This window comes from Rhizobium sp. CC-YZS058 (assembly GCF_034720595.1).
Taxonomy (GTDB): domain Bacteria; phylum Pseudomonadota; class Alphaproteobacteria; order Rhizobiales; family Rhizobiaceae; genus Ferranicluibacter.
In genome coordinates this window covers 1,550,245-1,576,192 of sequence record NZ_JAYESJ010000001.1, presented here as the reverse complement: position 1 = coordinate 1,576,192, position 25,948 = coordinate 1,550,245, and the positions used below count along the sequence as shown (strand labels likewise).

Genomic DNA, 25,948 nt, shown 5'->3' with positions numbered 1-25,948 from the left:
CAGACGTGGAGGCCTGTGGCGAGCATCGCTCAGGAACCAAGCAAGGCTGCGGCCGTCACTTCGTCGGTGACCAGCCCTGAAAGGCGGCGGCTGGCGAGGACCGCGCGGATCGCATCGAGCTTAGCGGGGCCGCCGGCCACCGCGATGATCCGATCGGCTCCCCTGTCGGAAAAGGGAACCGAAAGCGTGCGGGCCGTCAGCGGCGTTTCGAGCAAGCGTCCGGACGCGTCGAAGAAGTGACCCAGCAGCTCGCCCACCCCGCCATCCTCCGAGATTTCCCGGATCTCCCGCGCCTCGATCATTCCGGAGGAGACGAGCTGTGCCGCGGGCTCGACCGTGCCGATCCCGACGAACTTCAAATCCGCCTGCCGTGCCATGTCGAAGACCTCGCCCACACCTTTCTGGGACAGGAGAACCTCGCGGTCCTCCGCCGTGTTGGCGAAGAACGGCACCGGCATGACATAGGAGAGCGCGCCGGTCTTCTCGGCGATCTTGTGCATGACGTCGTGGGGATTGACCGAATAGTTGCGCGTCAGCCCGCCCAACAGCGAGACGAAGCGCGCGCCGGTTCCGCTGACCCGCGGCAATTGGTGGACCGCCGCCGCCAGCGTCCGTCCATGGCCAAGGCCGATCACTCGCGGCTCGCTGCCCTCGATCTCCCGTCGCAGAAAGGACGCACCAGCCTGGGCCAGGGCGCGGAGTGGAAGCCCCTCTTCGCCAAGGTCCGGCGCAACCTGACAGTGATCGAGCCCGTAGCGTTGGGCGAGCCGTGCCTCGAGCTCGACGCAGCCGACGATGTCGCCGTCGATCGTCACTTTGACAACGCCGTCGGCCACCGCACGCGCAATCAGCCGGTGCGCCTTGACCGATGGCAAGCCGAGCCGCTTTGCGACCGCCGATTGCGTCAGCCCCCCGACATAATGCAGCCAGGCGGCACGAATGGCGAGTGAGTCTTCCGTATCCATGGCATCCTATCCATCCACCGGTCCGCACCAGCCGGACACCATCCGTTGGCTCGTCCGTCTGCACACGAAGGCGTGTGCCCAGGTCTCTCCGATCGGATCGGATCGGCGCGATCGATCGAGAAACCTTGAAATTCGTTGGCGTCCATCATAGAGTTCTGAAGTGGCAGCCGGGGTTGCACCCCCGGCCGCCGTTTCACTTATGTCGAAAATTGACCCGCACGGCCATAGACCAGCCCGTGCGGGTTTTCCGTATCATAAGCGTGATGCTGATCGGGAACAGCCCCATCCGCGTCACTCCAGAACGAAGGCAAAGCCCTTGCCAAGGTCGAGGTGGCTCATCCCCCTCGACGCGCCGGCCGGCACGGCGCCCACTGCTTCTGCCATCGCGGCATTATATTAGCAGTGTCTTTCTCGACCTGTCACGCTGGATCGTTCAGTCTCTGTACCCATCCTGCGTTCCTAAACCTTGAGATCGGCCGCGCCGGTGTCGATGTGCGGCGCCCAGAAGGCGATGCTTTCGGCGATCTGTGGAATCACCTCGCGGTCGTTCGGATCACGCTCCTTGAAGGACAGTTCGAGGCAAACCTCGTTGTCTCGCGCGCCGCCGGCCGCGAAAGCTTGGAGCAGCGGCTGCGGCTGGATTCGGCCTTTGGCGTTGAAAGCGGCGGTGAACGGGCGGTGGCCGCCCTTGTCCATCAGGCTCTGCTTGATATGGATGATCGGCGAAACCTTCGGCACGGCGCGTGCCCAGGCATAGGGGTCGAAATCGTCGGGATTGGCGGAAGTAACATCGCCATGATCGATATCGGCCATCATCCACATCGGCACCGCCATGTTGGCGGCCGTCAGGCGGTCCTGCAGGGCTAGGCAGGCGTCGATCGTTTCGCCGAATTCGCGGCCGATGCTCATGGGTTCCCAGAAGACATAGGAAAGGCCAGCGGCCTTCGCATGCTCGGCCACTTCGGCCCAGCACTCGATGGCGATGTCGATCAGCGCCTCCCGACGGGTCGGATCGTCATAATCCTCATAGGTGAAGATCGCGAATTGCGTGCCGACCGAGCTCCCGCCGAGATCGCCGATGATATCGGCAAAGGTCTTGAACCAGTCGACATAATAGCGCCGCACGTCGCGGTCGGGATGACCAAAATGGTTGAGGCGCCCATAGGGGCCGGTCATGCCGGAGGTCACCCGCACGCCCGTGCGTGCAAGAGCCGCATCCATCTCGCGCGTGAGACGGCGGATCACGGGCGCCGGCCAGCTCGGATTGATGAATTCGTGGGTCAACTGCAGATCACGGATCTTCAAGTCGCGGGCGACCGTGTCGATCAGGTCGTCGGGCCGGGCGAAGCGGTTGACCAGCGGATTGGTGTTGAGGGACAGCGTCAGCGCCATGGTTCTCTCTCGATCTTTCAGGGGCGCTCAGGCGGCGCGGGCGAAACTGTCGTCGAACCAGGCGGAGAAGGCGGCCTTCTCGGCGGCCGTCATGCGCAGACCTTCCTTCGTCCGCCGCCAGAAGACATCCTCGGCCGTCTCCGCCCATTCATGCTCAACGAGATAGCGAACCTCGGCCTCGTAGAGGTTGCCGCCGAAATGACGGCCAAGCCCTTCCAGCGCGGTCGCGTCGCCGACGATGCGCGTCAGCCGCGCGCCATAGAGACGACCGTAATGGCTGAGCAGCGCACGCGGCATCCACGGATAGCGGACCCGCATCTCTTCCGCAAAGCGGACATAGTCCGCGTCCGGGATCTCGCCGCCCGGCAGGGTCGCGCCCCGCGTCCAGTCGCCCTTCATCTGCGGGAAGAAGCCGGCGATCTTCTGCAGCGCATGTTCGGAGAGCTTGCGGAAGGTGGTGATCTTGCCGCCGAAGACGTTGAGCAGCGGTGCGCCACCGGTTTCGTCGAGATCGAAGACATAGTCGCGGGTGACGGCGGAGGGGTTGCCCTGCCCGTCGTCGAAGAGCGGCCGCACGCCCGAGAAGCTCTCGATCACGTCGGAGCGGCGCAGCTTCTCCTTGAAGTAGCGGTTTACGGCCGCCATCAAATAGGCGATCTCGGCCTCGTCCGCGGTCACGTCTTCCGGCATGCCTTCATAAGGAATGTCGGTGGTGCCGATCAGCGCCTTGTCGCCTTCATAGGGGTTGATGAAGATGACGCGCTTGTCGTGGTTCTGGACGAGATAGGCCTGCTGGCCCTCCCAGAACTTCGGCACGATGATGTGGCTGCCCTTGACGAGGCGGACATTGCGGCGGCTGTTGGAGCCGGCGACGCGGTTGACGATGTCGTTGACCCACGGGCCGGCGGCATTGACGACCACCTTGGCGCGCACCGTGCGCACCGAGCCGTCGCGCATGTCGCGCAGGTCCACCCGCCAGCCGCCGTTTTCGCGGCGGGCCGAGGTGCAGGCGGTGCGGGTCAGAACGGTCGCGCCGCGCTCGGCGGCATCGACGGCATTGAGAACCACGAGGCGCGCATCATCCACCCAGCAGTCGGAATACTCGAACCCCTTGGTGTACTGGTCGAGAATCGGCGCACCTTCCGGCGCGCGGCGCAGGTCGAGCTGGCGCGTGCCCGGCAGGCGCTTGCGACCGCCGAGATGGTCATAGAGGAACAGGCCGAGCCGAACGAGCCAGGCCGGCCGATCGTCGGGGCTGTGCGGCAGAACGAAGCGCATCGGCCAGATGATGTGGCTCGCGGAATTGAGCAGCACCTCGCGCTCGATCAGCGCCTCGCGAACCAGGCGGAATTCATAATATTCAAGATAGCGCAAGCCGCCATGCACCAGCTTGCCGGAGCGCGAGGAGGTTCCCTCGGCCAGATCGCCCTTCTCGCACAGGATGACGGAGAGACCCCGGCCGGCTGCATCGCGGGCAATGCCCGCGCCATTGATGCCGCCGCCGATGACGACGAGATCGACCTCGGTGATATCGTTCATTGTGCCTCTCCTTGCGCGGATAGCGCCGCATCTTCATGAGTGGTGAGCACCGGTCCATCCTCGGCCGGGCCCGGAATTTCGGCCAGCTGATCCCAGACGGGCGACAGCGCATGGCGGGCGCCCGCATAGGCCGGGAACAGCGTGGTATAGTGGTAGGACAAAGCCCGATCGGGTGCCTCGGCCGCGCCCAAGAGAGGCGTTACCCAGGCATCGATGCAGCTGTCCATGTCGGGATAGGCGCCGATGGCGACCGCGGCCATCATGGCCGCGCCGGCGGCGCCGGCCTCCTCCCGGCTCGAAATGCGGACCGGCGCGCCGATGGCAGCCGAGATCACGCTGCGCAACGCCCCGGAACGAGCCGCGCCGCCGGTCAGCCGAAGCTCCTGCGGCAGGGCGCCCATGGCCGCGTAACAGTCGCGCGTCGCCATGCCGAGCCCTTCGACCACGGCACGGAGGAGATCGGCGAATCGGTGGCGCATCGACAGGCCGATGAAGCCCGCCCGCGCATCCGCATTGACGAAGGGCCCGCGTTCGCCCGCTTCGGAAATATAGGGATGATAGAGAAGAGCGCCGGGCTTTGAGGCCTTCAGCCAGCCTTCGATCCGGGCGACCAGCTCGCTGTGCGGGATCTCGCGGCCGGCATCGGCCATCAGGTCGCCGGCGAGCTGGAGGATCCAGTCGATATTGAGCGTGGCGGCCATATTCGTCTGCACCTGGGTGACGATTCCCGGGATCGGCAGGGCGATCACATAGCCGGTGCCTTCGGCATTGAGCTCCACCTCACCCGCCGCCTTGGCACGCATGTGAACGCCGGTCGAGCCGATGGTGGAACAGGCGGCATTGGTACGGCTCGTGCGAATGCCGGCGCCCAGCGCGGTCATCACCATGTCGACATAGCCGAGCGAGACCGGCGTGCCGGCCAGAAGCCCGGTTTCGGCCGCGGCGCGCGCGGAAAGGCCATGGGTGACCTCTGTGCCATCGACGATCTCGGGCAACAGCGAACGCCGATGGCCGAGCCCTAGCGCCTCGATCGCCGCGTCGCTGTAGGAGCGGCTGCGGAAGTCGCCGAAGGTGAAGCTCGCCTCCGACGGATCGGTGGCGCGCACGCCGGTCAGGTTCAGATAGAGCCAGTCCTTGCAGTGCAGCGCGACCTCGGCCTGATCCAGCAGGCCCGTGTGATGGCGGTCCATATGGGCGATCTGCGCGCCCTGCTGGCAGGTGTTGAGCCCGGTGCCCGTCGCCTCGAACCGCGCACGGTTCTGCGGCCCGGCAGCAAGTCGCCTGACGGTGGGCGCCGCGCGCGCGTCGAGCCAGAGCCAGGCCTCACCGACCGCCTCGTTGCCTTTGCCCACCAGCCAGGTCCCGTCGCCCTGCGCCGTGACGGAGAGCGCCGCAGTCCGTTCGGCAAGCCGGTCCACCTTTTCCGACAGGCCGCGCAAGGCAGAAACGCAATCGCGCCAGGTCTGGCCGAGCGATTGGGTGGCCGAACCGTCGAGGCCGGTCTTGTAGCTGTTGCGCACCGAAGCCGAGGCGATCTGCCCCCCGGCGAGATCGAAGGCCACCGCCTTGATCACCGAAGTGCCCGAATCGATCCCGATCAGCACGTCGCATCCGTTCTGCATACTCACGATCCTTGACTGAGAGGTCGCCCGCCGCGGCGGTTCCCCGCTCCGGCTTTCCTCCGCCGACGCCTCATCCTGCTCCTCCATCCCGACACCGCCACAGCCCTCCAGACCGCAACGCGCCGACGAACCACAGCTGTGACCCTGACCGCCAACTTATCACGGATTATTCACACAGCGACCGAAATTTTTTTCTGGCGCAGAATTTTTTTTCATATAAGCTTCCCCCTGTCAACGGAGCGAGCGCCCGAGGAGGATGCTGCGCCGCACTGGATGGCAGGAGGACTTTACACCACACGTCGTTTCGATCCGCCGGGACCGGATGCCCAAGTTGCCGAACAATGCTGGCAGCGCCAATTCCGTTCGCGATCAGGGACTTGCTTGATGGATTCGCATCCTTCACGGCTGCAGGATCATCGGTACGGACATCCGGGACGAGCGTCGCAGGCGGAGCGGCGTGCGACGGGACGCGGGCTGGTTCGGCATGATCGAAGAACGCTTGGACAAAGATGAACCCTCTGAAAAGGGTCATTGACAGGTTACTGAAACTGCATCAGGGTCGATGCAATATTTAACACAGACCTATCACAAGATAGGCCGCTCGCCCGGCGTTGGATGAGGAGATGCCGGGCGGCAAGGACGGGCGGAACACGACACTCACCACCCAATTTGCTTGCCCCGCCGCCTTGGCCGGCCTGAGGCGGAGGGCACCGGGATTGGGCACACCGGACGCTGGCGGTCTCGCCGGCGGGTCATCATCGAGGTTATTGAGCATGAGCACAGTCACGACACGCAAGATCCCGAGACAGGCGCCGGCAAGTCGCCGCGGCCTGATCGCCGGCGTCGCCGGGATCGTTCTGCTGGCTGCCATGGCCTACGACACACGGATCGTGCAGATCGGCTCCGAGCATGACGTGCGCCAGGCCGTGTTCTCGCCGGAAGCCTTCGGCGCGGAGAACTTCCCGAAGATCAAGGCCGATGTCGAGAAACGCGCCGTCGCCGCTCCCGAGCTTGCCGCCGCGATCGCCGCCGACAAGAAGGCCGCGGCCGAGAAATATGGTGTTGCGACCAGCACCGGCCCGGTCTTCCCCGTTTCCTTCACGGCCACGGCCGGCGAGCGCAAGGGCAATGCGCATGTGTTCAGCGGCGGCGAGCTGCCGGCCGACGTGGTGGTGCGTGTCCAGACCGGCCCCGCCGTCAACGGCACGGACCTGCGCGATGCGACGGGTGCGATCGAGTTCGGCCAGTTCACCAACCAGATCGAGTATCAGAACGCCGGCTCGGCCATCAACAACCAGATGAAGAAGGATGTGCTGGCCAATGCCGGCGCCGACAGTCTGACTGGCAAGACGGCCAAGGTCGTCGGTGTCTTCAAGCTGATCAATCCGAAGAGCTGGCTGATCACGCCGGTGAGGCTCGACGTCCAATGAGCACGCCCGTCCGTTCCGCCGCCGGCCAGGGCGACGTCGTTCTCGCCGCCCGCAACATTGCGAAATCCTATGGCAGCATCCATGCGCTGAAGGGTGTCAACTTCGAGATCCGCAAGGGTCAGGTCACGACTCTGTTCGGAGAGAACGGCGCCGGCAAATCGACGCTGATGAAGATCCTATCGGGTGTCGTTCAGCCGACCTCCGGCGAAATCGTACTCGATGGCCAGCCGGTGGTCTTCACCTCCTCGTCGCACGCCCGCGACCTCGGCGTCTCGATCATCCACCAGGAACTCAGCCTCGCGCCCAACTTGAACGTGCGCGACAACATCTTCATGGGCCGCGAGATCATGATGGCGACCGGCGTGGACTACGCCGAAGAGGAACGCCAGACGCGCCTGCTGCTCGAAGAGCTCGAAGAGGATATCGATCCGCTCGCGCTGGTGGAGGAGCTGCGGCTCGGCCAGCAGCAGATCGTCGAGATCGCCCGCGCGCTTTCGGTCGACAGCCGCATCCTGATCATGGATGAGCCGACATCGGCACTGTCCGCCTCGGAGGTCGAGGTGCTGTTCAAGGTCATCCGCGACCTGACAGCCCGCGGCGTGTCGATCGTCTATATCTCCCACCATCTCGAAGAAGCGCTGCAGATCACCCACCATGCGGTGGTGCTGCGCGACGGCACGATGACGGCCTATGCCGAGCGCAAGAGCATCGATCTCGAATGGATCGTGCGCAACATGGTCGGCGAGAACTTCGACCTCGGCTCGCCGCCGACCGGACACGTGATGGGCGATGTGGCGCTGAAGGTCGAAAATCTCAGCGTTCCGGATCCGGCCGGTGCCGGCTATTCCGTGGTCGACAATCTGTCGCTCTCGGTGCGCGCCGGCGAAGTCGTGTGCATCTATGGCCTGATGGGCGCCGGGCGGACCGAGCTCCTCGAATGCATCGCCGGCCGGCTGACGCCGTCCAGCGGCCGTGTGCTCCTTGAGGGAGAGGACATCTCCCGCTTCTCCATCGCCGACCGCATCGCCATGGGCCTGGCGCTCGTGCCGGAAGATCGCCAGCGCGACGGCCTGGTGCAGACGATGAGCGTCGGCGCCAACCTGTCGCTCGCCAGCATCCGCGCCTTCACCAAGGGCCTCTTCACCTCGCCCGGCGCCGAACAGTCGATCGTCGCCGATTCGATCCGCAAGGTTCACATCAAGACGGATGGCGGCGGCGCGGCGATCGGATCGCTCTCTGGCGGCAACCAGCAGAAGGTGGTGATCGGCAAGATGCTGGCCACCGACCCGACCGTCATCCTGCTCGACGAGCCGAGCCGGGGAATTGACATCGGCGCGAAGTCGGAAGTGTTCAAGCTTCTGGCCGAGCGCGCCAAGCAGGGCCTCGCGGTCCTCTATTCGACATCGGAAGTCGGCGAATGCCTGAGCATCGCCCACCGGATCATCGTGATGCGCCGCGGGAAGATTTCCGCCGAGTTCGACCAGCACGTCACCAAGGAAAAGATCATGGCCGCCTCCGGCGAGGCTGCGCACTAGAGCCGGAGCAGAAGGAACCTGACCATGTCCGCAACGAACACCTCCCTCCCCGCCGGCTCCACCAAGCCGGCAGCCGCCCCGGCAAAGCCGAAGCGCAAGCTTGACATCGCCCATCTGCTGCTCGAAGGCCGCGCCTTCTTCGCGCTGATCGCGATCATCGTCGTCTTCTCCTTCCTTTCGCCCTATTATTTCACCGTCAACAACTTCCTGATCATGGCCTCGCATGTGGCAATCTTCGGCCTGCTGGCGATCGGCATGCTCTTGGTGATCCTGAATGGCGGCATCGATCTGTCGGTCGGCTCCACGCTTGGGCTTGCGGGCGTCGTCGCCGGCTGGCTGATGCAGGGTGTCCACCTCGATGCGCTCGGCGTCATCCTCTATCCCCCGGTCTGGGTGGTGGTCGTGCTCACCTGCCTGCTCGGCGCCGTTGTCGGCGCGGTCAATGGCGTGCTGATCGCCTTCCTGCGGGTGCCGGCCTTCGTCGCCACGCTGGGCGTGCTCTATGTCGCCCGCGGCATCGCGCTGCTGATGACCAATGGTCTCACCTTCAACAATCTCGGCGGCCGTCCCGAGCTCGGCAATACCGGCTTCGACTGGCTCGGCTTCAATCGTCTGGGCGGCGTGCCGATCGGCGTCATCGTGCTTGCCGTGCTCGCCATCCTCTGCGGCGTCATGCTCAGCCGCTCCGCCTTCGGCCGCTGGCTCTATGCCTCCGGCGGCAACGAGCGCGCGGCGGATCTTTCCGGCGTGCCGGTCAAGTTCGTCAAGGTCACGGTCTACGTTCTGTCGGGCATCTGCGCCGCCATCGCCGGCCTCGTGCTCTCCTCGCAGCTGACCTCGGCCGGCCCCACCGCCGGCACCACCTATGAACTGACGGCGATTGCCGCCGTGGTGATCGGCGGCGCGGCGCTCACCGGCGGGCGCGGCACGATCCGCGGCACCATGCTCGGCGCCTTCGTCATCGGCTTCCTGTCGGACGGTCTCGTGATCATCGGCGTCTCGGCCTATTGGCAGACCGTCTTCACCGGCGCCGTCATCGTTCTCGCAGTGCTGCTCAACAGCCTGCAATACGGCAAGCGCGCCCGCTAGGCGCTGCGGCCCCACCCCTTCTCCGCCCGGCACGCCGGGCGCGGAAAACCGCCGGATGTCCGGCTCATCAAAACCTGTCGAATGGGAGAGAGAAGCATGTTCAAGAAAGGTACCCGGGTCCTGTTGGGCGCCGTTGCCGCCGCCACGATCTTCGCGAGCTCGGCCTGGGCCGAAGGCCTGATCACGGTCATCGTCAACGACCCGTCCAACCCCTACTGGCTGACCGAAGGCAATGTCGCCAAGGCGACTGCGGAAAAGCTCGGCTACACCGCCCAGGTCGGCGCGCACAAGGGTGACACCAACACCGAAAGCAACCTGGTCGACACCGCCATCACCAACAAGTCGGTCGCCATCATCCTCGATCCGGCGAATGCCGACGGTTCGGTCGGCGCGGTCAAGAAGGCCGTTGCCGCCAACATCCCGGTCTTCCTCGTCAATGCGGAGATCAACCAGGAGGGTCTCGCCAAGGCGCAGCTCGTCTCGAACAACGCCCAGGGTGCTGCCCTCGGCGCCACGCAGTGGGTCGAAAGCGTTGGCCAGAAGGGCAAGTATGTCGAGCTGTTCGGCGCCCCCTCGGACAACAATGCCGCCACCCGCTCGAACGGCTACGAAACCGTCCTGACGCAGTATCCGGACCTCGAAAAGGCTGCCTCGGAAGTCGCCAACTGGAACCGCACCCAGGGCCACGACAAGATGCAGTCCATGCTGCAGGCCAATCCGGACATCATCGGCGTGATCTCGGGCAATGACGAAATGGCGCTCGGCGCCATCGCCGCGCTCAAGGAAGCCGGCAAGCTCGAAGGCGTCAAGGTCGGCGGTTTCGATGGATCTCCGGATGCCGTCGACGCCATCAAGGCCGGTGAACTGCAGTACACCGTTCTCCAGCCGGTTGCCGTCTTCTCTGAAGAAGCCGTCAAGCAGGCCGACAGCTTCATCAAGACCGGCAACACGGGTGCCAAGTCCGAAAAGCAGCTGTTCGACTGCCTGCTGATCACCAAGGACAATGTGGACAAGTACACCGCACCCTTCGTGCTCGAGCAGTAAGAGAGCAAGGCCCTCCCAAGCCGATGGAGCGGGGGACCGAAAGGTCCCCCGTTCTGCCTGCCGCGACGGCAGAGCGCCCTGCCCCGCAGCGCAGCCTGCAACAACCACCGGTGCGTGCACGACCTAGGCGGTCGCGCCGATTTTCGATAGAGACACGAAAAACCGATCCTGGGGGTGATGGTGGCAGACAATCCCGCACGCACGACAGCCGAGCGACCCGAAAGCGCCAGCCTGCGCGCCGCATTCCCGTATGACGAAATTCCGAGCGACAGCCGCCACGCCCGGCAGATCGTGCGCCGGCAACTGATCGCGGAAGCGGTGATGGCCGAAGGCGCGCTGCGGATCGAGGATCTGACCGGGCGCTTCGGCATCAGCCTGATGACCGCACATCGCGATGTCGATGAACTCGTCGCGCGCGGCCTGTTCCGCAAGACACGCGGCATCGTCTCCGCCGCCCCCACCAGCCTGATCGAGGCCAGCGACGTCTACCGCTCCAGCCGCCAGGCCAGCGAGAAGACGGCGGTCGCCGAAGCCGCCATGCGCTTCGTCGAGCCGGGCCAGGCGATCTTCTTCGACGATTCGACCACTGTGCTGCAGATGGCGGCGCACCTGCCCGCCAAGGTGCCGCTGACCGCCATCACCAACTCGCTCGTGCTGATGAATGCCCTGAGGCAGATTTCCGATCTGACGCTGATCGGCCTCGGCGGCCAGTTCCACACCTGGTGCAACGCCTTCATGGGCCGCATGACCACGGCCGAGATCAGCCGCCTGCGCGCCGATGTCGTGTTCATGTCGATGTCGGCGATCGTCGACGATATCGCCTTCCACCAGTCGCCGGATATGGTGGAAACCAAGCGCGCCATGTTCGACTGCGCGGCCCGGCGCATCCTTCTCTGCGACCACACCAAGTTCGACCGGCGCGCCCTGCATGCCTTCGCGCCGCTCAAGGAGTTCGACACGGTGATCGTCGATGCCGGGACATCTCCGCACCATGTCGAGCGGATGCGTAGCAAGGGCGTTACCGTCCTCGTCGCCGCGTCGCCTCGCCCTGCAGCAACCAAGCCGGCACGTTCCTGAGAAAATAACACATCTTGCTGTGAACTTCCCACTTTGCTATGGGCATTTGGTGAGGATGGCAGGAGGAGTGCGGCATGCCGAGTGTTCTGGGGATCGATAGCGGACTGACCGTCACCAAGGCGGTGATCTTCGATGCCGACGGATCGACGCTTGCCGTCGCCCGGCGCCGCGTGGCCCAGATCATGACGACGCCGCACCATGTCGAGCGTGACATGGACGAGCTCTGGCAGGCGACGGCCGAGGCGATCCGCGAGGCGATCTCGGCAAGTGGCCGGCCGGCCTCCGATATCGTCGCCGTTGCCGCAACGGCGCATGGCGACGGCATCTACCTGCTGGACGCCGAGCGCCGTCCGCTCGGGCTCGGCATCGTCTCTCTCGACAGCCGAGCCGGCGACATCGTTGCCGAATGGGCTGCCAACGGCGTGGCCGACCGGTCGCTGGCCCTGACCGGCCAGATGCCGCATCCGGCGGCGCCGAGCGCGGTACTTGCCTGGATCAAGCGCAATGAGCCGGAGCGCTATGCCCGGATCGCCCATATGCTGCCCTGCAAGGATTACCTGCGCTTCTGCCTGAGCGGGACGATCGGGACGGACCGGACGGAAGCCAGCACCTCCTTCACCAATGTGACGACGCAGGATTACGACCCGGATATCCTGGCGCTCTTCGACCTGTCGGAACTCGCCCACGCCCTGCCGCCGATCGCCCATTCGGCCGAGATCGTCGGCCATGTCACGGCGGAGGCCGCAGCACGGACAGGGCTTATGGAAGGCACTCCGGTTGCAGCCGGGCTGCACGATGTCACCGCCTCCTCGCTCGGCGTCGGCGCCCATGTCGAAGGGGTGATCGCGGTGATCGCCGGCACCTATTCCATCAACGAGGTTCTCTCGCGCGAGCCGCGTACCGATCCGCGCTGGCTCTGCCGCAATGCCATCGAGCCGGGCCTCTGGCATTCGCAGGCGATATCGCCGGCCTCGTCCGCCAATTACGAATGGTTCCTCGAAACGCTCTGCCGCAGCGACCAGGCGACGGCCGCCGCGGACGGCGCCTCGATCCATGACCGGCTCGGGGCCGAGATCGATGCGGCGATGGCGCGGCGGTCGACCGCTCTGTTCCACCCCTTCCTGTTCGGCTCGCCCTTCGGGCCGCAGGCAAGTGCCGGCTTCTTCGGCTTGCGCGCCTGGCAGGGCCGCGGCGAGATGCTGCGTGCCGTGCTCGAGGGCATCGCCTTCAACCATCGTGTCCATGTCGACGCGCTGCGCGAAGGCTTCGAAGCCAAAACGATCCGCATCACCGGCGGCATCTCCCGCAGCCCGCGCTTCGTGCAGATGTTCTGCGACGTGCTGGGCCTGCCGGTCTCCGTCACTGAAACGGACGAGGCCGCGGCCTGGGGCACGGCGCTGTGCGCCGGCGCCGGCGCCGGGCTCTTTCCTTCGCCTTCTCACGACCCGCGGGATCTCAAACGTCTGACGCGCACCTACAGCCCCGATCCTGCCCGGCAGGCGGAGTATGAAACGCGGTATCGCCTCTTCACCGATCTCGCCGCCGCAATGGCCCCGCTCTGGCCGCGCATCGATGCGCTGGCCGCAGGGGACGCGCCATGAAAGCACCCGACCGCCATGAAGAGATCGCCAGCTACGTCATCGAGAAGGGCGAGGTGCGGATCGACACGCTGATCGCCGAATTCGGCGTCTCGCGCATGACGATCCATCGGGCGATCGACCGCCTGGCGCAGAAGGGCGTGCTGCGCAAGCTGCATGGCGCCGTCAGCGCCCAGCCTTCCGGGATCTATGAGAGCCTGTTCCGCTATCGCCAGACGGTCGCGACACGGCAGAAGGCGGCCTTGGCGCGCGCGGCGCTCGCCCATATCTCGCCGGGCCAGATCGTGATGCTCGATGATTCCACCACCGCCGCGGCGCTGGCGCCGCTTCTGGAAGAAGTGGCCCCGTTGACCGTCGTCACCAATTCGGTCGAAGCGGTGGCGGCGCTGAAGGACCGGGACGGGGTCGATGTGATCTGCGCCGGCGGGCAGTATCACCGCACCTACAATGCCTATCTCGGCCATCTCTGCCTCGCGGCGATCCACGCGCTGCGGGCCAATCTCTTCCTCTGCTCGGCCTCCGCCATCGATGGCACCACCGCCTTCATCCAGGATCAGCAGGTCGTGGGGATCAAGCAGGCGATGATGGCGTCGTCGAGCCGGCGCATCCTGATGGCCGACCACACGAAATTCGGCAAGGGGGCGCTGCATGTGTTCGAGTCGCTCTCCGCCTTCGACCTCGTGCTCGTCGACGACAAGGTCGAGCCCGACACGCTGCGCCGCCTGAAGGAAGCGCATATCCCCCTCCAGATCGTCCGGACGCCCGCATGACCACAGACACCGCCGCACTCATGGATCGCCGCCTGCTCGGACTGGAGCAGGAGGGCGTCGACGTCGTGATCATCGGCGCCGGCATCAACGGCGCCGGCCTGTTCCGCGACCTGTGCGAACAGGGCCTCTCCTGCCTGATCGTTGAGAAGAGCGATTATGGCGCCGGCACCAGCGCTGCGCCCTCCCGCCTTATCCATGGCGGGCTGAAATATCTCGAAACCGGCGAATTCGGGCTCGTCGCCCAATCGACCCGCGAGCGGAACCTGCTTTTGAAGAACGCGCCCCATTGCGTCGAGCCGCTGGAAACCTTCATCCCGATCTTCTCCTGGCTGCGCGGCATTCCCGCCGCGCTGCGCACGCTGGCCGGTTCGAAGAGCGCGCCGCGCAGCCGCGGCGCCGTGCTGATCAAGATCGGCCTGTCCATGTATGATTTCTACGGCGCCAAGTTCCGCGTCATGCCGCGCCACCGCATGATCTCGCGCCGGAAGGCGCTGGCCGACATGCCGCATCTGACGCCGAAGATCGCGGCGGGCGGCTTCTACCATGATGCCAAGATCAGCCGCCCGGAACGGCTCGTCTATGAACTGGTGCAGGACGGTCTCGCCGCCCAGCCGCTGTCGGCGGCGATCAACCGCGCCAGCCTCGTCCGGTCCGAGGACGGCAAGCTGACCTTCTCGCGGGAGGGCGGCGGGCCGGTGTCGGTCCGTCCGCGGCTGGTCGTCAATGCGGCCGGTCCCTGGATCGATCAGGTGAACGCCGCCCTCGGCGAGAACTCCCGGCTGATCGGCGGCACCAAGGGGTCGCACATCATCCTCGACCACCCCGAACTGGTCGCAAGCCTGAAGGGCCGGATGATCTATTTCGAGGCGGATGATGGCCGCATCCTGCTGGTCTACGACTATCTCGGCCGCGCCATGGTCGGCTCGACCGACATCAAGGCCGACGATCCCGACAATGTGCGCTGCGAGGAGGAGGAGATCGATTACTTCCTGGCAAGCCTCGACGCGCTGCTGCCCGGCCTCAAGGTCACGCGCGACCACATCGTCTACGCCTATAGCGGCATCCGGCCGCTGCCCGCCTCCGATGCCGCCAATGTCGGCCTGATCAGCCGCGATCACAGCGCGCCCTGGCTGGAGCCGCGCGCCGGTCGCAGCTTCCCCGTCGTTTCGCTGGTCGGCGGCAAATGGACCACCTTCCGCGGCTTTGCCGAAGAAGTGGCCGATGCTGTGCTCGCCCGGCTCGGCGCCACGCGTCGCCGCTCGACGGAGACGCTGCCGATCGGCGGCGGCAAGGACTTTCCGCAGGATGCTGCAGCGCGCCGCCGCTGGTGTGAGACGGCAGCGCGCGAGACCGGCGCATCGACGGAGCGGGCCGGGGAACTGCTCGCCCGCTACGGCACGACGGCGCGCGCCATTCTTGCGGCCGAAGGCCCCTCCGCGCCAAGGCTGCCGGACAGCCGGAGCTACAGCCTTCCCGAACTGGTCTGGGTCGCCTGTCAAGAACACGTGCTGCACCTCTCCGACATCGTCTTCCGCCGCACGACGCTTGCCGTTCGGGGCGACCTGACGGGTGCGGACCTGGCCGCACTGGCCGACGTCGTCGGCGACGCGCTCGGCTGGGATGACGACCGCCGCTCCCGCGAGGCAGTCGCCGTGCGGGACGACCTCGCGCGCAACCATCGCCGGACCGTGGTCCTGCCCGCCTCCTTGACGCCCGCCGACCGCACCGCTTGAGCGCCGGCGCGGCTGCGCTTGTCTTTGCAACCGCTTACCCTGTATCGTCGCGCCAGGAGCGAGACCGCGCGGCCAGCGCGTGGATCGGAGGAAGAGGAGGCGGCGCTGGGCAAGGCGCGTCACAGCATCATCATGCTGCTTGTCGCCGTGGCAGCCGCTGCGGCGGCGGTCGTCGGCTGGGGCGACAGCTATGCGACCCGCCGCTCCATGGATTCCGCCTCGCTGCAGGCCGGCAGCGCGCTGCGGCTCGCCGTCGCGGCCCTGTCCGGCCATCTCAAGCGCTATGAGGCCCTGCCCGCGCTTCTGGCGGACCATGAAGACATGAAGGAGCTCGTCAGCCACCCGCAGGATCCGGCACTGCGGTCGGCTGCCAATGCCTATCTCAAGGAGATCAACGGCCTGCTCCGCTCCTCCGATGTTTATGTTCTGACCCCGGACGGCACCACGATCGCCGCCAGCAACTTCGATGGGCCGACCAGTTTCGTCGGCCAGAACTTCAGCTATCGGCCCTACTTCCAGGATGCGGTCGCCGGCAAGCTGGCGCGCTTCTATGCCGTCGGCACCACCTCGGCGAGGCGCGGCTATTTCTTCTCCGCCCCGATCGATGTCGACGGCCGCATCGCCGGCGTCATCGTCTTCAAGGTCGATATCGACAGCATCGAGGCCTCCTGGCGCGGCGGGGAGTACAAGATCTTCGTCACCGATCCCGAAGGCATCATCTTCATGAGCGGCAGCCCCGATTGGCTCTACCGCGCGATCCAGCCGCTGACCTCCGAGCGCCTCGCCCGGACCGGCGCCTCGCGCCGCTACTCCGACGTGACGCTGAGCGAGCTTTCCGTCCGCCGCTCGACCCTTGGCGGCCACGGGTTGATGACGATCAGGGAGGGCCGGGAAAGCCGCGACTATCTGGCGCTCGCCGAATATGTGCCGGAGGCGGACTGGACGGTGAACGTGCTGATCGACACGGCCGGCGTGCGCGCCCAGGCCCGCACGATCATTCTCGCCATTCTCCTTGTCCTCTGCATCGCGGGTTTGACCGTCGCGATCCTGCTGCAGCGGCGTGCCCGGCTGGCGGAGCGCATGTTGCTGCAGACGCAGGCGCGCGACGAGCTGGAACAGCGCGTGGCCGAGCGCACGGAGGACCTTGCCCGGGTCAACCGCGAGCTGCGCCAGACCCAGGCCGATCTCGTCCAGGCCGGCAAATTGGCCGGTCTCGGGCAGATGTCGGCCGCGCTCAGCCATGAATTCAACCAGCCGCTTGCCGCCGCCAAGACTTATGCCGACAGTGCGGCCCTGCTGATCGAGCGCAACCGCCTGGCGGAGGCGACCGACAATCTGCGCCGCATCTCCTCCCTGATCGACCGCATGGCCTCGCTCAGCCGGCACCTGCGCAACTTCGCCCGCAAGCCGAACGAGAAGCTGGGCGCGGTGGCGCTGGACGAGGTGGTCGGCGACGCGATGGACATCCTCTCCGTCCGCCTTGCCGCAGCCGACGCCATGCTGGTCGTCGACCTCGGCACGCCGGCACCGGTGGTCAGGGCCGGGCTGGTCCGGTTGCAGCAGGTGCTGGTCAATATCGTGTCCAATGCGGCCGATGCGGTGGAGGGGCTTGACGACCGACGCATCCTGCTCAGCGCCACGCAGCGTGCGGACCGCGTGATCCTCGAGATCCGCGACCAGGGGCCGGGCGTTCCCGCCGCGATCGCCGAGCGGATCTTCGATCCCTTCTTCACCACCAAGGGTGTCGGCAAGGGCCTCGGCCTCGGGCTCTCCATCTCCTACAACATCGTGCGGGATTTCGGCGGCAATCTGAGCGTTGCCAATGATCCGCAGGGCGGCGCGGTGTTCCGCATCGAGCTCGATGCGGCCGAGGCCGTGGCGGAGGCAGCGGAATAATGAGCGACGGCATCGTTCTGCTGGTCGATGACGAGGAGGAGCTGCGTCGCTCGACCGCCCAGGCGCTCGAACTGCAGGATCTGACGGTCGAATCCTTCGCGTCCGGCGAGGATGCCCTGGCGAGGGTCTCCTATGCCTTCAACGGCGTCGTGGTCAGCGACATCCGCATGCGCGGCATGGACGGCATGACCCTGCTTCAGCGCGTGCGGGAGATCGATCACGAGCTGCCGGTGATCCTCGTCACCGGACATGGCGACGTGCAGCTGGCGGTGACCGCCATGCGCGAGGGCGCTTACGACTTCCTGGAAAAGCCCTTCGCGATCCAGGCGCTCGACAGCATCATCCGCCGAGCGATGGACCGGCGCGGGCTGGTGCTGGAAAACCGGCGGCTCAGGGCGGTCGCCGGGAAGCGAGATGATGTCGAGACGCGCATGCCCGGCCGCACGCCGATCATGGTGGATCTGCGCTACCGGCTGCGCGCCATCGGGGCGAGCGATGCCGATGCGCTGATCATCGGCGACACCGGCGCCGGCAAGGAGGTCGCCGCCCGCGCGCTGCATGATCTCAGCCCCCGCGCCGACCGGCCCTTCATTGCCATCAACTGCGCGGCGCTGCCGGAAACGCTGATCGAGAGCGAACTGTTCGGCCACGAGACAGGCGCCTTTCCGGGCGCGATCCGGGCGCGGTACGGCAAGTTCGAGCATGCGCGCGGCGGCACGATCCTGCTCGACGAAATCGGCTCCATGCCGATCGACCTTCAGGCCAAGTTTCTGCGGGTGCTGCAGGAGCGCACGATCACCCGGCTCGGCTCCAACGAGACCGTGGCGCTTGACGTGCGCTTCATCGCCACCAGCAAGGTGGATCTGGAGGCGGAAGTTGCAGCCGGGCGTTTCCGGGCCGATCTCTTCTATCGGCTGAACGTCGTCACCGTGCGCGTGCCCGCGCTCGCGCAGCGCCAGGCGGATATTCCGCTACTCTTCCTGCAGCTCGTGCGCGAAGCCGCGGCGCGCTATGGCCGGGAGGACGGCACCGTGCCGCCGGAGGTTCTCGCCGATATCGGCCAGCGCGACTGGCCGGGCAATGTGCGCGAGCTGCGCAATGCCGCCGACCGCTTCGTGCTCGGCCTCGACACGCGCTCCACCGCCTCCCCCTCCTCGCAGGACAAGGAGCCGATGCGGCTTGCCGACCGAGTCTCCGCCTTCGAACGCCGCATCATCGCCAGCGCCATCGCCGCCCATGGCGGCAGCCTGCGCCCGGTCTACGAGCAGCTCGGCATTTCCCGCAAGACGCTTTACGAGAAGATGCAGAAGCTCGGGCTCGACAAGAGGCTGCTGTCGGGCGATGGCGATGATCACGGCTAAATCACCCATGACTCACATGCATGTGATCGAAACGGCTTAACGCCGTTCCTTGAATCCTTTTCCGCGCATCTCCATCTCGCTCCCAGCCCACCTGGTCCGGGCCCCTCTGGCATGGAGCCGCCGGCGCTCCTGCGATGTCGGACCGTCGACGTTCACCGCGCCGGCCAGGACCATGCCATGGATTTTGCGTTTCTCTTTATCGACTGGCTCGGAAAGCCGCTCTGGATGTGGCTCGGCTTCATGGGCCTCGTCATCGCCCTGCTCGCCTTCGACCTCGGGATTCTCCATAAGGAGAACCGCGAGATCGAAGTCGGCGAAAGCCTGAAACTCTCGGCGCTCTATATCACCCTCGGCCTTGCCTTCGGCGGCTGGGTCTGGTGGTATCTCGGTGCCGATGCCGGCATGAATTACGTGACCGGCTTTGTGGTGGAAAAGACGCTGGCGCTCGACAATGTCTTCGTCATCGCGCTGATCTTCTCCTTCTTCGCCGTGCCGCGCCTCTATCAGCACCGTGTGCTCTTCTGGGGCATTCTCGGCGTCATCGTGCTCCGCGCGCTGATGATCGGCCTCGGTGCGGCATTGGTGACCGAGTTCGCCTGGGTGCTCTATCTCTTCGCCGGCTTCCTGGTCATCACCGGCATCAAGATGCTGTTCGTCGGCGACAAGGAGCCGGATCTGGCCTCCAATCCGCTGCTCGCCTTCATGCGTCGGCGGTTGAATGTGACGGATGAGCATCATGGCGACAAGTTCTTCGTCCGCCTGCCCGATACCAAGACCGGCAGACACGTGCTCTTCGTCACGCCGCTCTTCCTGGCACTGGTTCTGATCGAGATCGCCGACCTCGTCTTCGCGGTCGATTCGGTCCCGGCGATCTTTGCCATCACCACGGACCCGTTCATCGTCTATACCTCGAACATCTTCGCCATCCTCGGCCTGCGCGCGCTGTATTTCGCCCTCGCCGCGATGATCCACCGCTTCCACTATCTCAAGCCCGCACTCGCCGTGGTGCTGATCTTCATCGGCTCGAAGGTCTTCGCCGCCGATCTCCTCGGCATCGACAAGGTGCCGCCGGCGATCTCCCTCGGCGTTACCTTCCTGATCATCGCCAGCGGCGTGGTGTTCAGTCTGGTCAAGACGCGCAAGACGGAAGCCGCCCGGTAAGGTCGGTCATGGGTGGATTTCGACCCACTGCTTCGGCGGATGGGGCGCAATCCACCCATGCTGCGGCGCGAGACTGCAGCAAGCCTGATGAATCCTTGACGCCGGCGATTGCGCGCCGTCGTTCGAAGACCGCAAATCCCGCTCATTCACGCGCCGCCAGGGGAGGAGCCCGAGCGGCCGGGTCTCGTCAGAGGGAGGTTTTCATGACGCTCTTCAAATCGCTGTTTGCCGCCACCGCCTTGGTCGCGAGCCTCGTTGCCGGAACGGCCCATGCCGACTATCCGGAACGCACCATCACCATGGTCGTCCCCTTCGCCGCCGGCGGCCCGACCGATACGGTGGCGCGACTGGTTGCCGAATCCATGTCGAAGGATCTCGGCCAGCAGGTGATCGTCGAGAATGTCGGCGGTGCGGGCGGCACGCTCGGCGCGGGCCGCGTCGCCTCTGCCGATGCGGATGGCTACACGATCCTGCTCCACCACATCGGCATGGCCACCAGCGCTACGCTCTACCGCAAGCTCGCCTATGATCCGCTCAACGCCTTCGATTATGTCGGCCTCGTCACCGACGTGCCGATGACCATCGTGTCGCGCAAGGACCTCGAGCCGACCGACCTCAAGGGCCTGATCGACTATGCCAAGGCCAACAAGGATACCGTGACCGTCGCGAATGCCGGCATCGGTGCCGCCTCGCATCTGTGCGGCATGCTGTTCATGAGCGCGATCGAGACCCCGCTCGTCACCGTCCCCTACAAGGGCACCGGTCCGGCCATGACCGACCTGCTCGGCGGCCAGGTCGACATCATGTGCGACCAGACCACCAACACCACGAAACAGATCCAGGGCGGCACGATCAAGGCCTTCGCAGTGACCTCGCCCGAGCGGCTGAAGATCTTCCCCGATCTCCCGACCGCCGTCGAAGGCGGCCTGAAGGACTTCAATGTCGGCATCTGGCACGGCGTCTACGTTCCCAAGGGCACGCCGGCGGACGCGACAGCCAAGCTGACGGCCGCCCTGCAGAAGTCGCTGAAGGACGAGAACGTCGTCGCCCGTTTCGCCGAACTCGGCACGGTCCCCTCGCCGGAAAGCGATGCGACGCCGGAGGCTCTCAAGGCCAAGCTCGAAAGCGAGATCGCGCGCTGGAAGCCGGTAATCGAAGCCGCCGGCCAATACGCCGACTGAGCCGGGCCTGAGCCATCCTCCGGGCTCCGGCCCGGAGGATGGGTGCCGGCAATCCGGGCACAGGCTCGGCACAGTCACGGGCGAGAGACCCCGTCCTAGCGGACGCAGGCTCCGGAATTTCGCACCGCCACCCGCTTTGCCGCTTTTGACCCGGCATCCCTGCCCGGCATGCTCAATCCTTCCATCGTCTATAGCCGCGCCGGCCACGCCCCTTCGCGCGTCGCCCTTGAGGGGACATCATGACATCGCGTTCCATCGATCGCACCAATGCCATCTGTGGCCTGGTCTTCATCGCGACCGGCCTGTTTTTTGCCGCCCAATCCTTGACGCTCGAACTCGGCACGGCGCTGCGCATGGGGCCGGGCATGTTCCCGCTCATCCTCGCTCTGGTGCTCACCCTGCTCGGCGGCATCATCCTCCTGCAGGCGACCCGCAGCACCGGCGAGCCCTGGGAGCCGCTTGCCTGGCGGGGGATGATCTTCATCCTGCCGGCGCCGGTGCTGTTCGGCATGACCGTGCGGGGCCTCGGCTTCGTCCCGGCGCTGTTCCTCGCCGCATTCTTCGCAAGCTTCGCCTCGCGCCGCATGAAGCCGCTCTGGGCCTTTGTCCTGGCGCTCGCCATCACGCTCTTCTCGCTCGGCGTCTTCAGCTATGCGCTCGGCCTGCCCTTCGAACGCTTCGGCCCCTGGCTCCGCTTCTAGGATCGACCTCATGGAACTGTTCAACAATCTCCTGCTCGGTTTTTCGACCGCCGCCTCGCCGGCCAATCTGCTCTTCTGCCTGATCGGCGTGCTGCTCGGGACGCTGATCGGCGTGTTGCCCGGCATCGGCGCGACGGCGACCATCGCCATGCTGCTGCCGATCACCTTCCAGCTCGAACCGGTCTCCTCGCTGATCATGCTGGCCGGCATCTATTACGGCGCGCAATATGGCGGCTCGACCACCGCGATCCTCATCAACATGCCGGGCGAATCCTCCTCGGCCGTCACCGCCATCGACGGCTACCAGATGGCCCGCAAGGGTCGTGCCGGCGCGGCCCTCGCCATTGCCGCGCTCGGCTCCTTCTTCGCCGGCACGGTGTCCACCTTCCTCGTCGCGATCTTCGCGCCGCCGCTGACGGCGGTCGCGCTGCAGTTCGGCGCGGCGGAATATTTCTCCCTGATGATCGTCGGTCTCGTCTCTTCCATCGCGCTCGCCCATGGCTCGATCGTCAAGGCGCTCGCCATGGTCTGTCTCGGCCTGCTTCTCGGCATGGTCGGCACGGACATCTACACCGGCACGCCGCGCTTCACGCTCGGCATCCGCGAGTTCTCAGACGGGCTGAACTTCGTGGCGCTGGCCGTCGGTGTGTTCGGCATCGCCGAGATCCTGCGCAATCTGGAAGGCGAAATGACGCGCAGCCTCCTGATCAGCAAGGTCAGCGGCCTGCTGCCCTCACGCGACGATTTCCGCCAGATGATCGGCCCCGTCTTGCGCGGCACCGGCATCGGCTCGGCGCTCGGCATCCTGCCCGGCGGTGGCGCCATCCTCGCCGCTTTCGCCTCCTATACGGTGGAGAAGAAGATCTCGAAAAGGCCGGAGGAGTTCGGACACGGTGCGATCGCAGGCGTCGCCGGACCGGAATCGGCCAACAATGCCGGCGCGCAGACCTCCTTCATCCCGCTCCTGACGCTCGGCATTCCCGCCAATCCGGTCATGGCGCTGATGGTCGGCGCCATGATCATCCAAGGCATCGTGCCCGGACCCAATGTCGCCACCGAGCAGCCGGCGCTGTTCTGGGGCATCATCGCCTCGATGTGGATCGGCAATCTGATGCTGGTGATCCTGAACCTGCCGCTGATCGGGCTCTGGGTGAAACTGCTGACCGTGCCCTATTACGTGCTGTTCCCGATCATCATGGCCTTCTGCTCGATCGGCGTCTACAGCGTGAACAGCAATGTCTACGACCTCTACTCGGTCGCCTTCTTCGGGCTGATCGGCTATCTGCTCGTCAAGCTGCGCTGCGAGCCGGCGCCGCTGCTGCTCGGCTTCGTGCTGGGTCCGCTTCTGGAGGAAAACCTGCGCCGGGCCATGATCCTGTCGCGCGGCGATCCGTCCACTTTCGTCACCCGCCCGATCAGCGCCGGCCTGCTGCTGCTTGCCGCCGCCGTGCTCGTCATCGTCTTCCTGCCGAGCGTGAAGGCCAAGCGCGAAGAGGTCTTCCAGGAGGAAGGCTGATCCCTTCCGATACCCTCAAACGACGACGGGACGCCCGAAGGCGTCCCGTTCCCGTGTGGTGCCTGTGTGCGACGGAAGGCCGTCAGGCGTGGTGGCCGGCCTCGCCGGCGGCCAGTCGGAGCGCACGCAGGCGCTCGGTCTTGGCTTCGCGCTGGGTGCGCTGCTGGTCGATGATCTCGCCGGCGACGATCTTGGTGCGGTCGATATTGCCAAGGGCCGCCTCGCCGCGCTTGCGGCGTGGTTTCTTCTCGTCCGTCATCCGAACCTCCTTCGGTTAGAGCTGCATTCGATCAGGGATGCAGCCCGAGGTCATTAACCTAGGTTAACACCTGTCATCCAGCGTGAACACCGTCCACTACCGTACAGAGGTTGCAGCTTCTATTCGGACTTCATGGAAAGTCGATGAAATACGACATCCATTGCAGCGAAGAAACATCCAAAGGTTGTCCTCGCAAGGACAGTCCCGGCCGGCCGTCATCCTTAGTCCCTGCACTCCCGTCGACCGATCGACCTGCGTCGACAGACCGCAGAAGGCTGCCTCACTCAGCCGTGCCGGCCTCGTAGAAAGCCTTGGCATCCGCCGTGAAGGCGCGGCGGGCGGTTGCGTCGGTGTAGAACATGTGACCGCCGGGATAGACGTGCAGATGGGCGCGGCCGGCGGCGAGATCCGGTGGCAGATGGTCGATGACATAGCGACTGGCGCCATAGGGCGTCAGCACATCGGTCCGTCCATGCACGATCATGAGGCGGAAGGCCGGGATGGTGGAGAGAAGGTCGCGCAGGTCGCCGGACGCGCCGGCCAGCGCGCGGCCATCGCCGCCGCGGCTGCCGTTCCACTCCCACCGCCGGTTCACGTCCGTGTTGAGCAGGGAATAGGTCATCGCCGTGCGAACGCCGAGCGCATCGCGCGCATAGGTGCTGAAGGCAGCGCCGTAGGCGCGGCTGTAGCCGTCGAGCATCGGATCGTCATTGCGGACGTCGGGCTCTTCCGGATAGGCGTCGGGAACGGAATAGGCCGCATCATAGGGGCTGACGATGCGCCCCTGCCCGGCCGCCTGCTTGGCATAGATTTCGCCGACGAAACCACGTGCCCGCGCGACATCGGCGGGCGGCAGGCCGGTCAGTGTCGCAACCTGGCTGTAAAGCGCATCCGCTGCCTCTCGCTCCCGCGGCGGCGTTGCGAGGCCGGTGAGATAGTCGCCCATTGCGAAACGCTCGGCCTCCGCCAGCGCCGGCGCGCTGAAGCGGCCGGTCCGCTCCAGCGTTGCGGCGGCCATGGAGGGAAGCTGCAGGGCGGCGCTCAAGGGGTCGTCGGAATTGGCAAGGAAGCGCCCCTCGATGAAGGGCGAGACCATCAGAATGCCGGACACCAGCAGGCCCTGGTTCTCCTTCAGCGCTGCCGCAACCTTCGCCGCGCGGAAACCGCCATAGCTTTCGCCCAGCAGATATTTCGGTGCGGAAAGCCGGCCAGCCTTCTGCGTGTACAGCATGATCGCCTTGGCGAGGCTTTCGGCATCCTGGCGGACGCCATAGAAACTGTTGGCAACATCGGCGCTCGCGGCCCGACTCCAGCCGGTGCCGACCGGATCGATCAGCACGAGATCGGTAAAGGCAAGCCAGCTCTCTGGATTGTCGATCAGCACCGGTCGCGTTCCGTCCGTTCCGTCTGCGCCGAAGGTGAGGATCTTCGGGCCGACCAGGCCGAGGTGCAGATAGGCCGATGCCGCGCCCGGACCGCCGTTGAAGGCGAAGGTGATCGGTCGCTCGGTGCCCTGCGCCGTCTTCGCGGAATAGGCGGTGTAGACGATCTTCGCCGTCTGTTCGCCGGTGCTGGCGTAAAGATCGAGCGAACCGACGGTCGCCGTATAGGCGAGCGTTGCGCCTTCTACCGTGACACGGCCCTCCCGCGACACGTCCTCGGGAACCAGCCCGAGGATGCCGTTCGGCGCCGCCTTCGTTTCCTGTGCGGAAGCGGAGAGCGGCAGCGCCAGGAGGGCGAGCAGGACGAGGACGGGACGGAACACGAGGACACTCCTTCAAGTCTGGCGCACGATGCAGGTGCCGAGACGGACGGCTGAGACTGGCGGTCTCCACCGCGCCGCAGTGACCTCCAGGGCCAGGCGCAGACATGGTGGAGCCCCCCGCCCCTGTCGAGGGCGAAGCGGCAAGAACCCGATCAACTCGCCTTCAGCAGTCTTTCGTCCATCGCTTTCATAACTCGGAAACAACAATGCCAGATCGGCACAACAACGCGCGCCGGGACAGCGTAATCAACCGCTTATTAATTGAACTTTGCCAAGGTGCAGGCGAGCCAAGCGGGACATGGTGCCGGCGTTTT

The 25,948-nt window shown here is 65.8% G+C and carries 20 protein-coding genes; 14 read left to right on the top strand and 6 right to left on the bottom strand.

What is annotated here, in order from left to right:
* Nucleotides 1-29 precede the first annotated feature (29 nt).
* The 4 genes from U8330_RS07480 to U8330_RS07465 form a co-directional block, all read right to left on the bottom strand.
* Nucleotides 30-965: a sugar-binding transcriptional regulator gene (locus tag U8330_RS07480; protein ID WP_323104544.1), complete on the bottom strand. Its 936-nt coding sequence runs from the start codon at nt 963-965 to the stop codon at nt 30-32.
* A gap of 459 nt (nt 966-1,424) precedes the next feature.
* On the bottom strand, nt 1,425-2,357 hold the full coding sequence (locus U8330_RS07475) for a sugar phosphate isomerase/epimerase family protein (RefSeq protein WP_323104543.1): 933 nt from the start codon (nt 2,355-2,357) through the stop codon (nt 1,425-1,427).
* A 27-nt stretch (nt 2,358-2,384) separates the two neighbouring features.
* A complete protein-coding gene (locus U8330_RS07470) occupies nt 2,385-3,896 on the bottom strand; it encodes a glycerol-3-phosphate dehydrogenase (protein WP_323104542.1) in 1,512 nt (503 codons plus the stop codon).
* Entirely contained in the window at nt 3,893-5,518 is a 1,626-nt protein-coding gene (locus tag U8330_RS07465) for an FGGY-family carbohydrate kinase (RefSeq protein WP_323104541.1), read from the bottom strand. Before U8330_RS07465 ends, U8330_RS07470 begins: the two co-directional genes overlap by 4 nt.
* A 773-nt stretch (nt 5,519-6,291) precedes the next feature.
* On the opposite strand from U8330_RS07465, the gene U8330_RS07460 reads away from it, so the two are divergent.
* The 14 genes from U8330_RS07460 (at nt 6,292) to U8330_RS07395 (ending at nt 23,610) form a co-directional block, all read left to right on the top strand.
* Entirely contained in the window at nt 6,292-6,948 is a 657-nt protein-coding gene (locus U8330_RS07460; RefSeq protein ID WP_323104540.1) for a DUF2291 family protein, read from the top strand.
* A complete protein-coding gene (locus tag U8330_RS07455) occupies nt 6,945-8,483 on the top strand; it encodes a sugar ABC transporter ATP-binding protein (protein ID WP_323104539.1) in 1,539 nt (512 codons plus the stop codon). Before U8330_RS07460 ends, U8330_RS07455 begins: the two co-directional genes overlap by 4 nt.
* Before the next feature lie 24 nt (nt 8,484-8,507).
* Nucleotides 8,508-9,572, top strand: a complete 1,065-nt coding sequence (locus tag U8330_RS07450; RefSeq protein WP_323104538.1) for an ABC transporter permease — start codon at nt 8,508-8,510, stop codon at nt 9,570-9,572.
* Between the two features lie 96 nt (nt 9,573-9,668).
* On the top strand, nt 9,669-10,616 hold the full coding sequence (locus tag U8330_RS07445) for a D-ribose ABC transporter substrate-binding protein (RefSeq protein ID WP_323104537.1): 948 nt from the start codon (nt 9,669-9,671) through the stop codon (nt 10,614-10,616).
* Between the two features lie 258 nt (nt 10,617-10,874).
* A complete protein-coding gene (locus U8330_RS07440; RefSeq protein WP_323107221.1) occupies nt 10,875-11,693 on the top strand; it encodes a DeoR/GlpR family DNA-binding transcription regulator in 819 nt (272 codons plus the stop codon).
* Nucleotides 11,694-11,767: 74 nt separating this feature from the next.
* Entirely contained in the window at nt 11,768-13,294 is a 1,527-nt protein-coding gene (locus U8330_RS07435) for an FGGY-family carbohydrate kinase (protein ID WP_323104536.1), read from the top strand.
* Entirely contained in the window at nt 13,291-14,061 is a 771-nt protein-coding gene (locus U8330_RS07430; RefSeq protein WP_323104535.1) for a DeoR/GlpR family DNA-binding transcription regulator, read from the top strand. The genes U8330_RS07435 and U8330_RS07430 overlap by 4 nt, the downstream gene beginning before the upstream one ends.
* The gene (locus U8330_RS07425) at nt 14,058-15,794 is read left to right on the top strand and encodes a glycerol-3-phosphate dehydrogenase/oxidase (protein ID WP_323104534.1); all 1,737 of its coding nucleotides are present in this window, start codon (nt 14,058-14,060) and stop codon (nt 15,792-15,794) included. Before U8330_RS07430 ends, U8330_RS07425 begins: the two co-directional genes overlap by 4 nt.
* 132 nt (nt 15,795-15,926) lie before the next feature.
* The gene (locus U8330_RS07420; RefSeq protein ID WP_323107220.1) at nt 15,927-17,690 is read left to right on the top strand and encodes a sensor histidine kinase; all 1,764 of its coding nucleotides are present in this window, start codon (nt 15,927-15,929) and stop codon (nt 17,688-17,690) included.
* A complete protein-coding gene (locus tag U8330_RS07415) occupies nt 17,690-19,051 on the top strand; it encodes a sigma-54 dependent transcriptional regulator (protein ID WP_323104533.1) in 1,362 nt (453 codons plus the stop codon). The genes U8330_RS07420 and U8330_RS07415 overlap by 1 nt, the downstream gene beginning before the upstream one ends.
* A gap of 177 nt (nt 19,052-19,228) precedes the next feature.
* Nucleotides 19,229-20,212, top strand: coding sequence for a TerC family protein (locus U8330_RS07410; protein WP_323104532.1), 984 nt, complete (start codon nt 19,229-19,231; stop codon nt 20,210-20,212).
* A gap of 203 nt (nt 20,213-20,415) precedes the next feature.
* Nucleotides 20,416-21,393: a tripartite tricarboxylate transporter substrate-binding protein gene (locus U8330_RS07405; RefSeq protein WP_323104531.1), complete on the top strand. Its 978-nt coding sequence runs from the start codon at nt 20,416-20,418 to the stop codon at nt 21,391-21,393.
* A gap of 239 nt (nt 21,394-21,632) precedes the next feature.
* Complete coding sequence (locus tag U8330_RS07400) at nt 21,633-22,094, top strand: tripartite tricarboxylate transporter TctB family protein (protein ID WP_323104530.1); 462 nt, start codon at nt 21,633-21,635, stop codon at nt 22,092-22,094.
* Nucleotides 22,095-22,104: 10 nt separating this feature from the next.
* Nucleotides 22,105-23,610, top strand: a complete 1,506-nt coding sequence (locus U8330_RS07395) for a tripartite tricarboxylate transporter permease (RefSeq protein WP_323104529.1) — start codon at nt 22,105-22,107, stop codon at nt 23,608-23,610.
* A gap of 82 nt (nt 23,611-23,692) precedes the next feature.
* On the opposite strand, the gene U8330_RS07390 is transcribed toward U8330_RS07395, so the two are convergent.
* The gene (locus U8330_RS07390) at nt 23,693-23,869 is read right to left on the bottom strand and encodes a hypothetical protein (protein ID WP_323104528.1); all 177 of its coding nucleotides are present in this window, start codon (nt 23,867-23,869) and stop codon (nt 23,693-23,695) included.
* A 280-nt stretch (nt 23,870-24,149) separates the two neighbouring features.
* Nucleotides 24,150-25,634, bottom strand: a complete 1,485-nt coding sequence (locus U8330_RS07385; protein WP_323104527.1) for a S10 family peptidase — start codon at nt 25,632-25,634, stop codon at nt 24,150-24,152.
* Nucleotides 25,635-25,948: the final 314 nt, after the last annotated feature.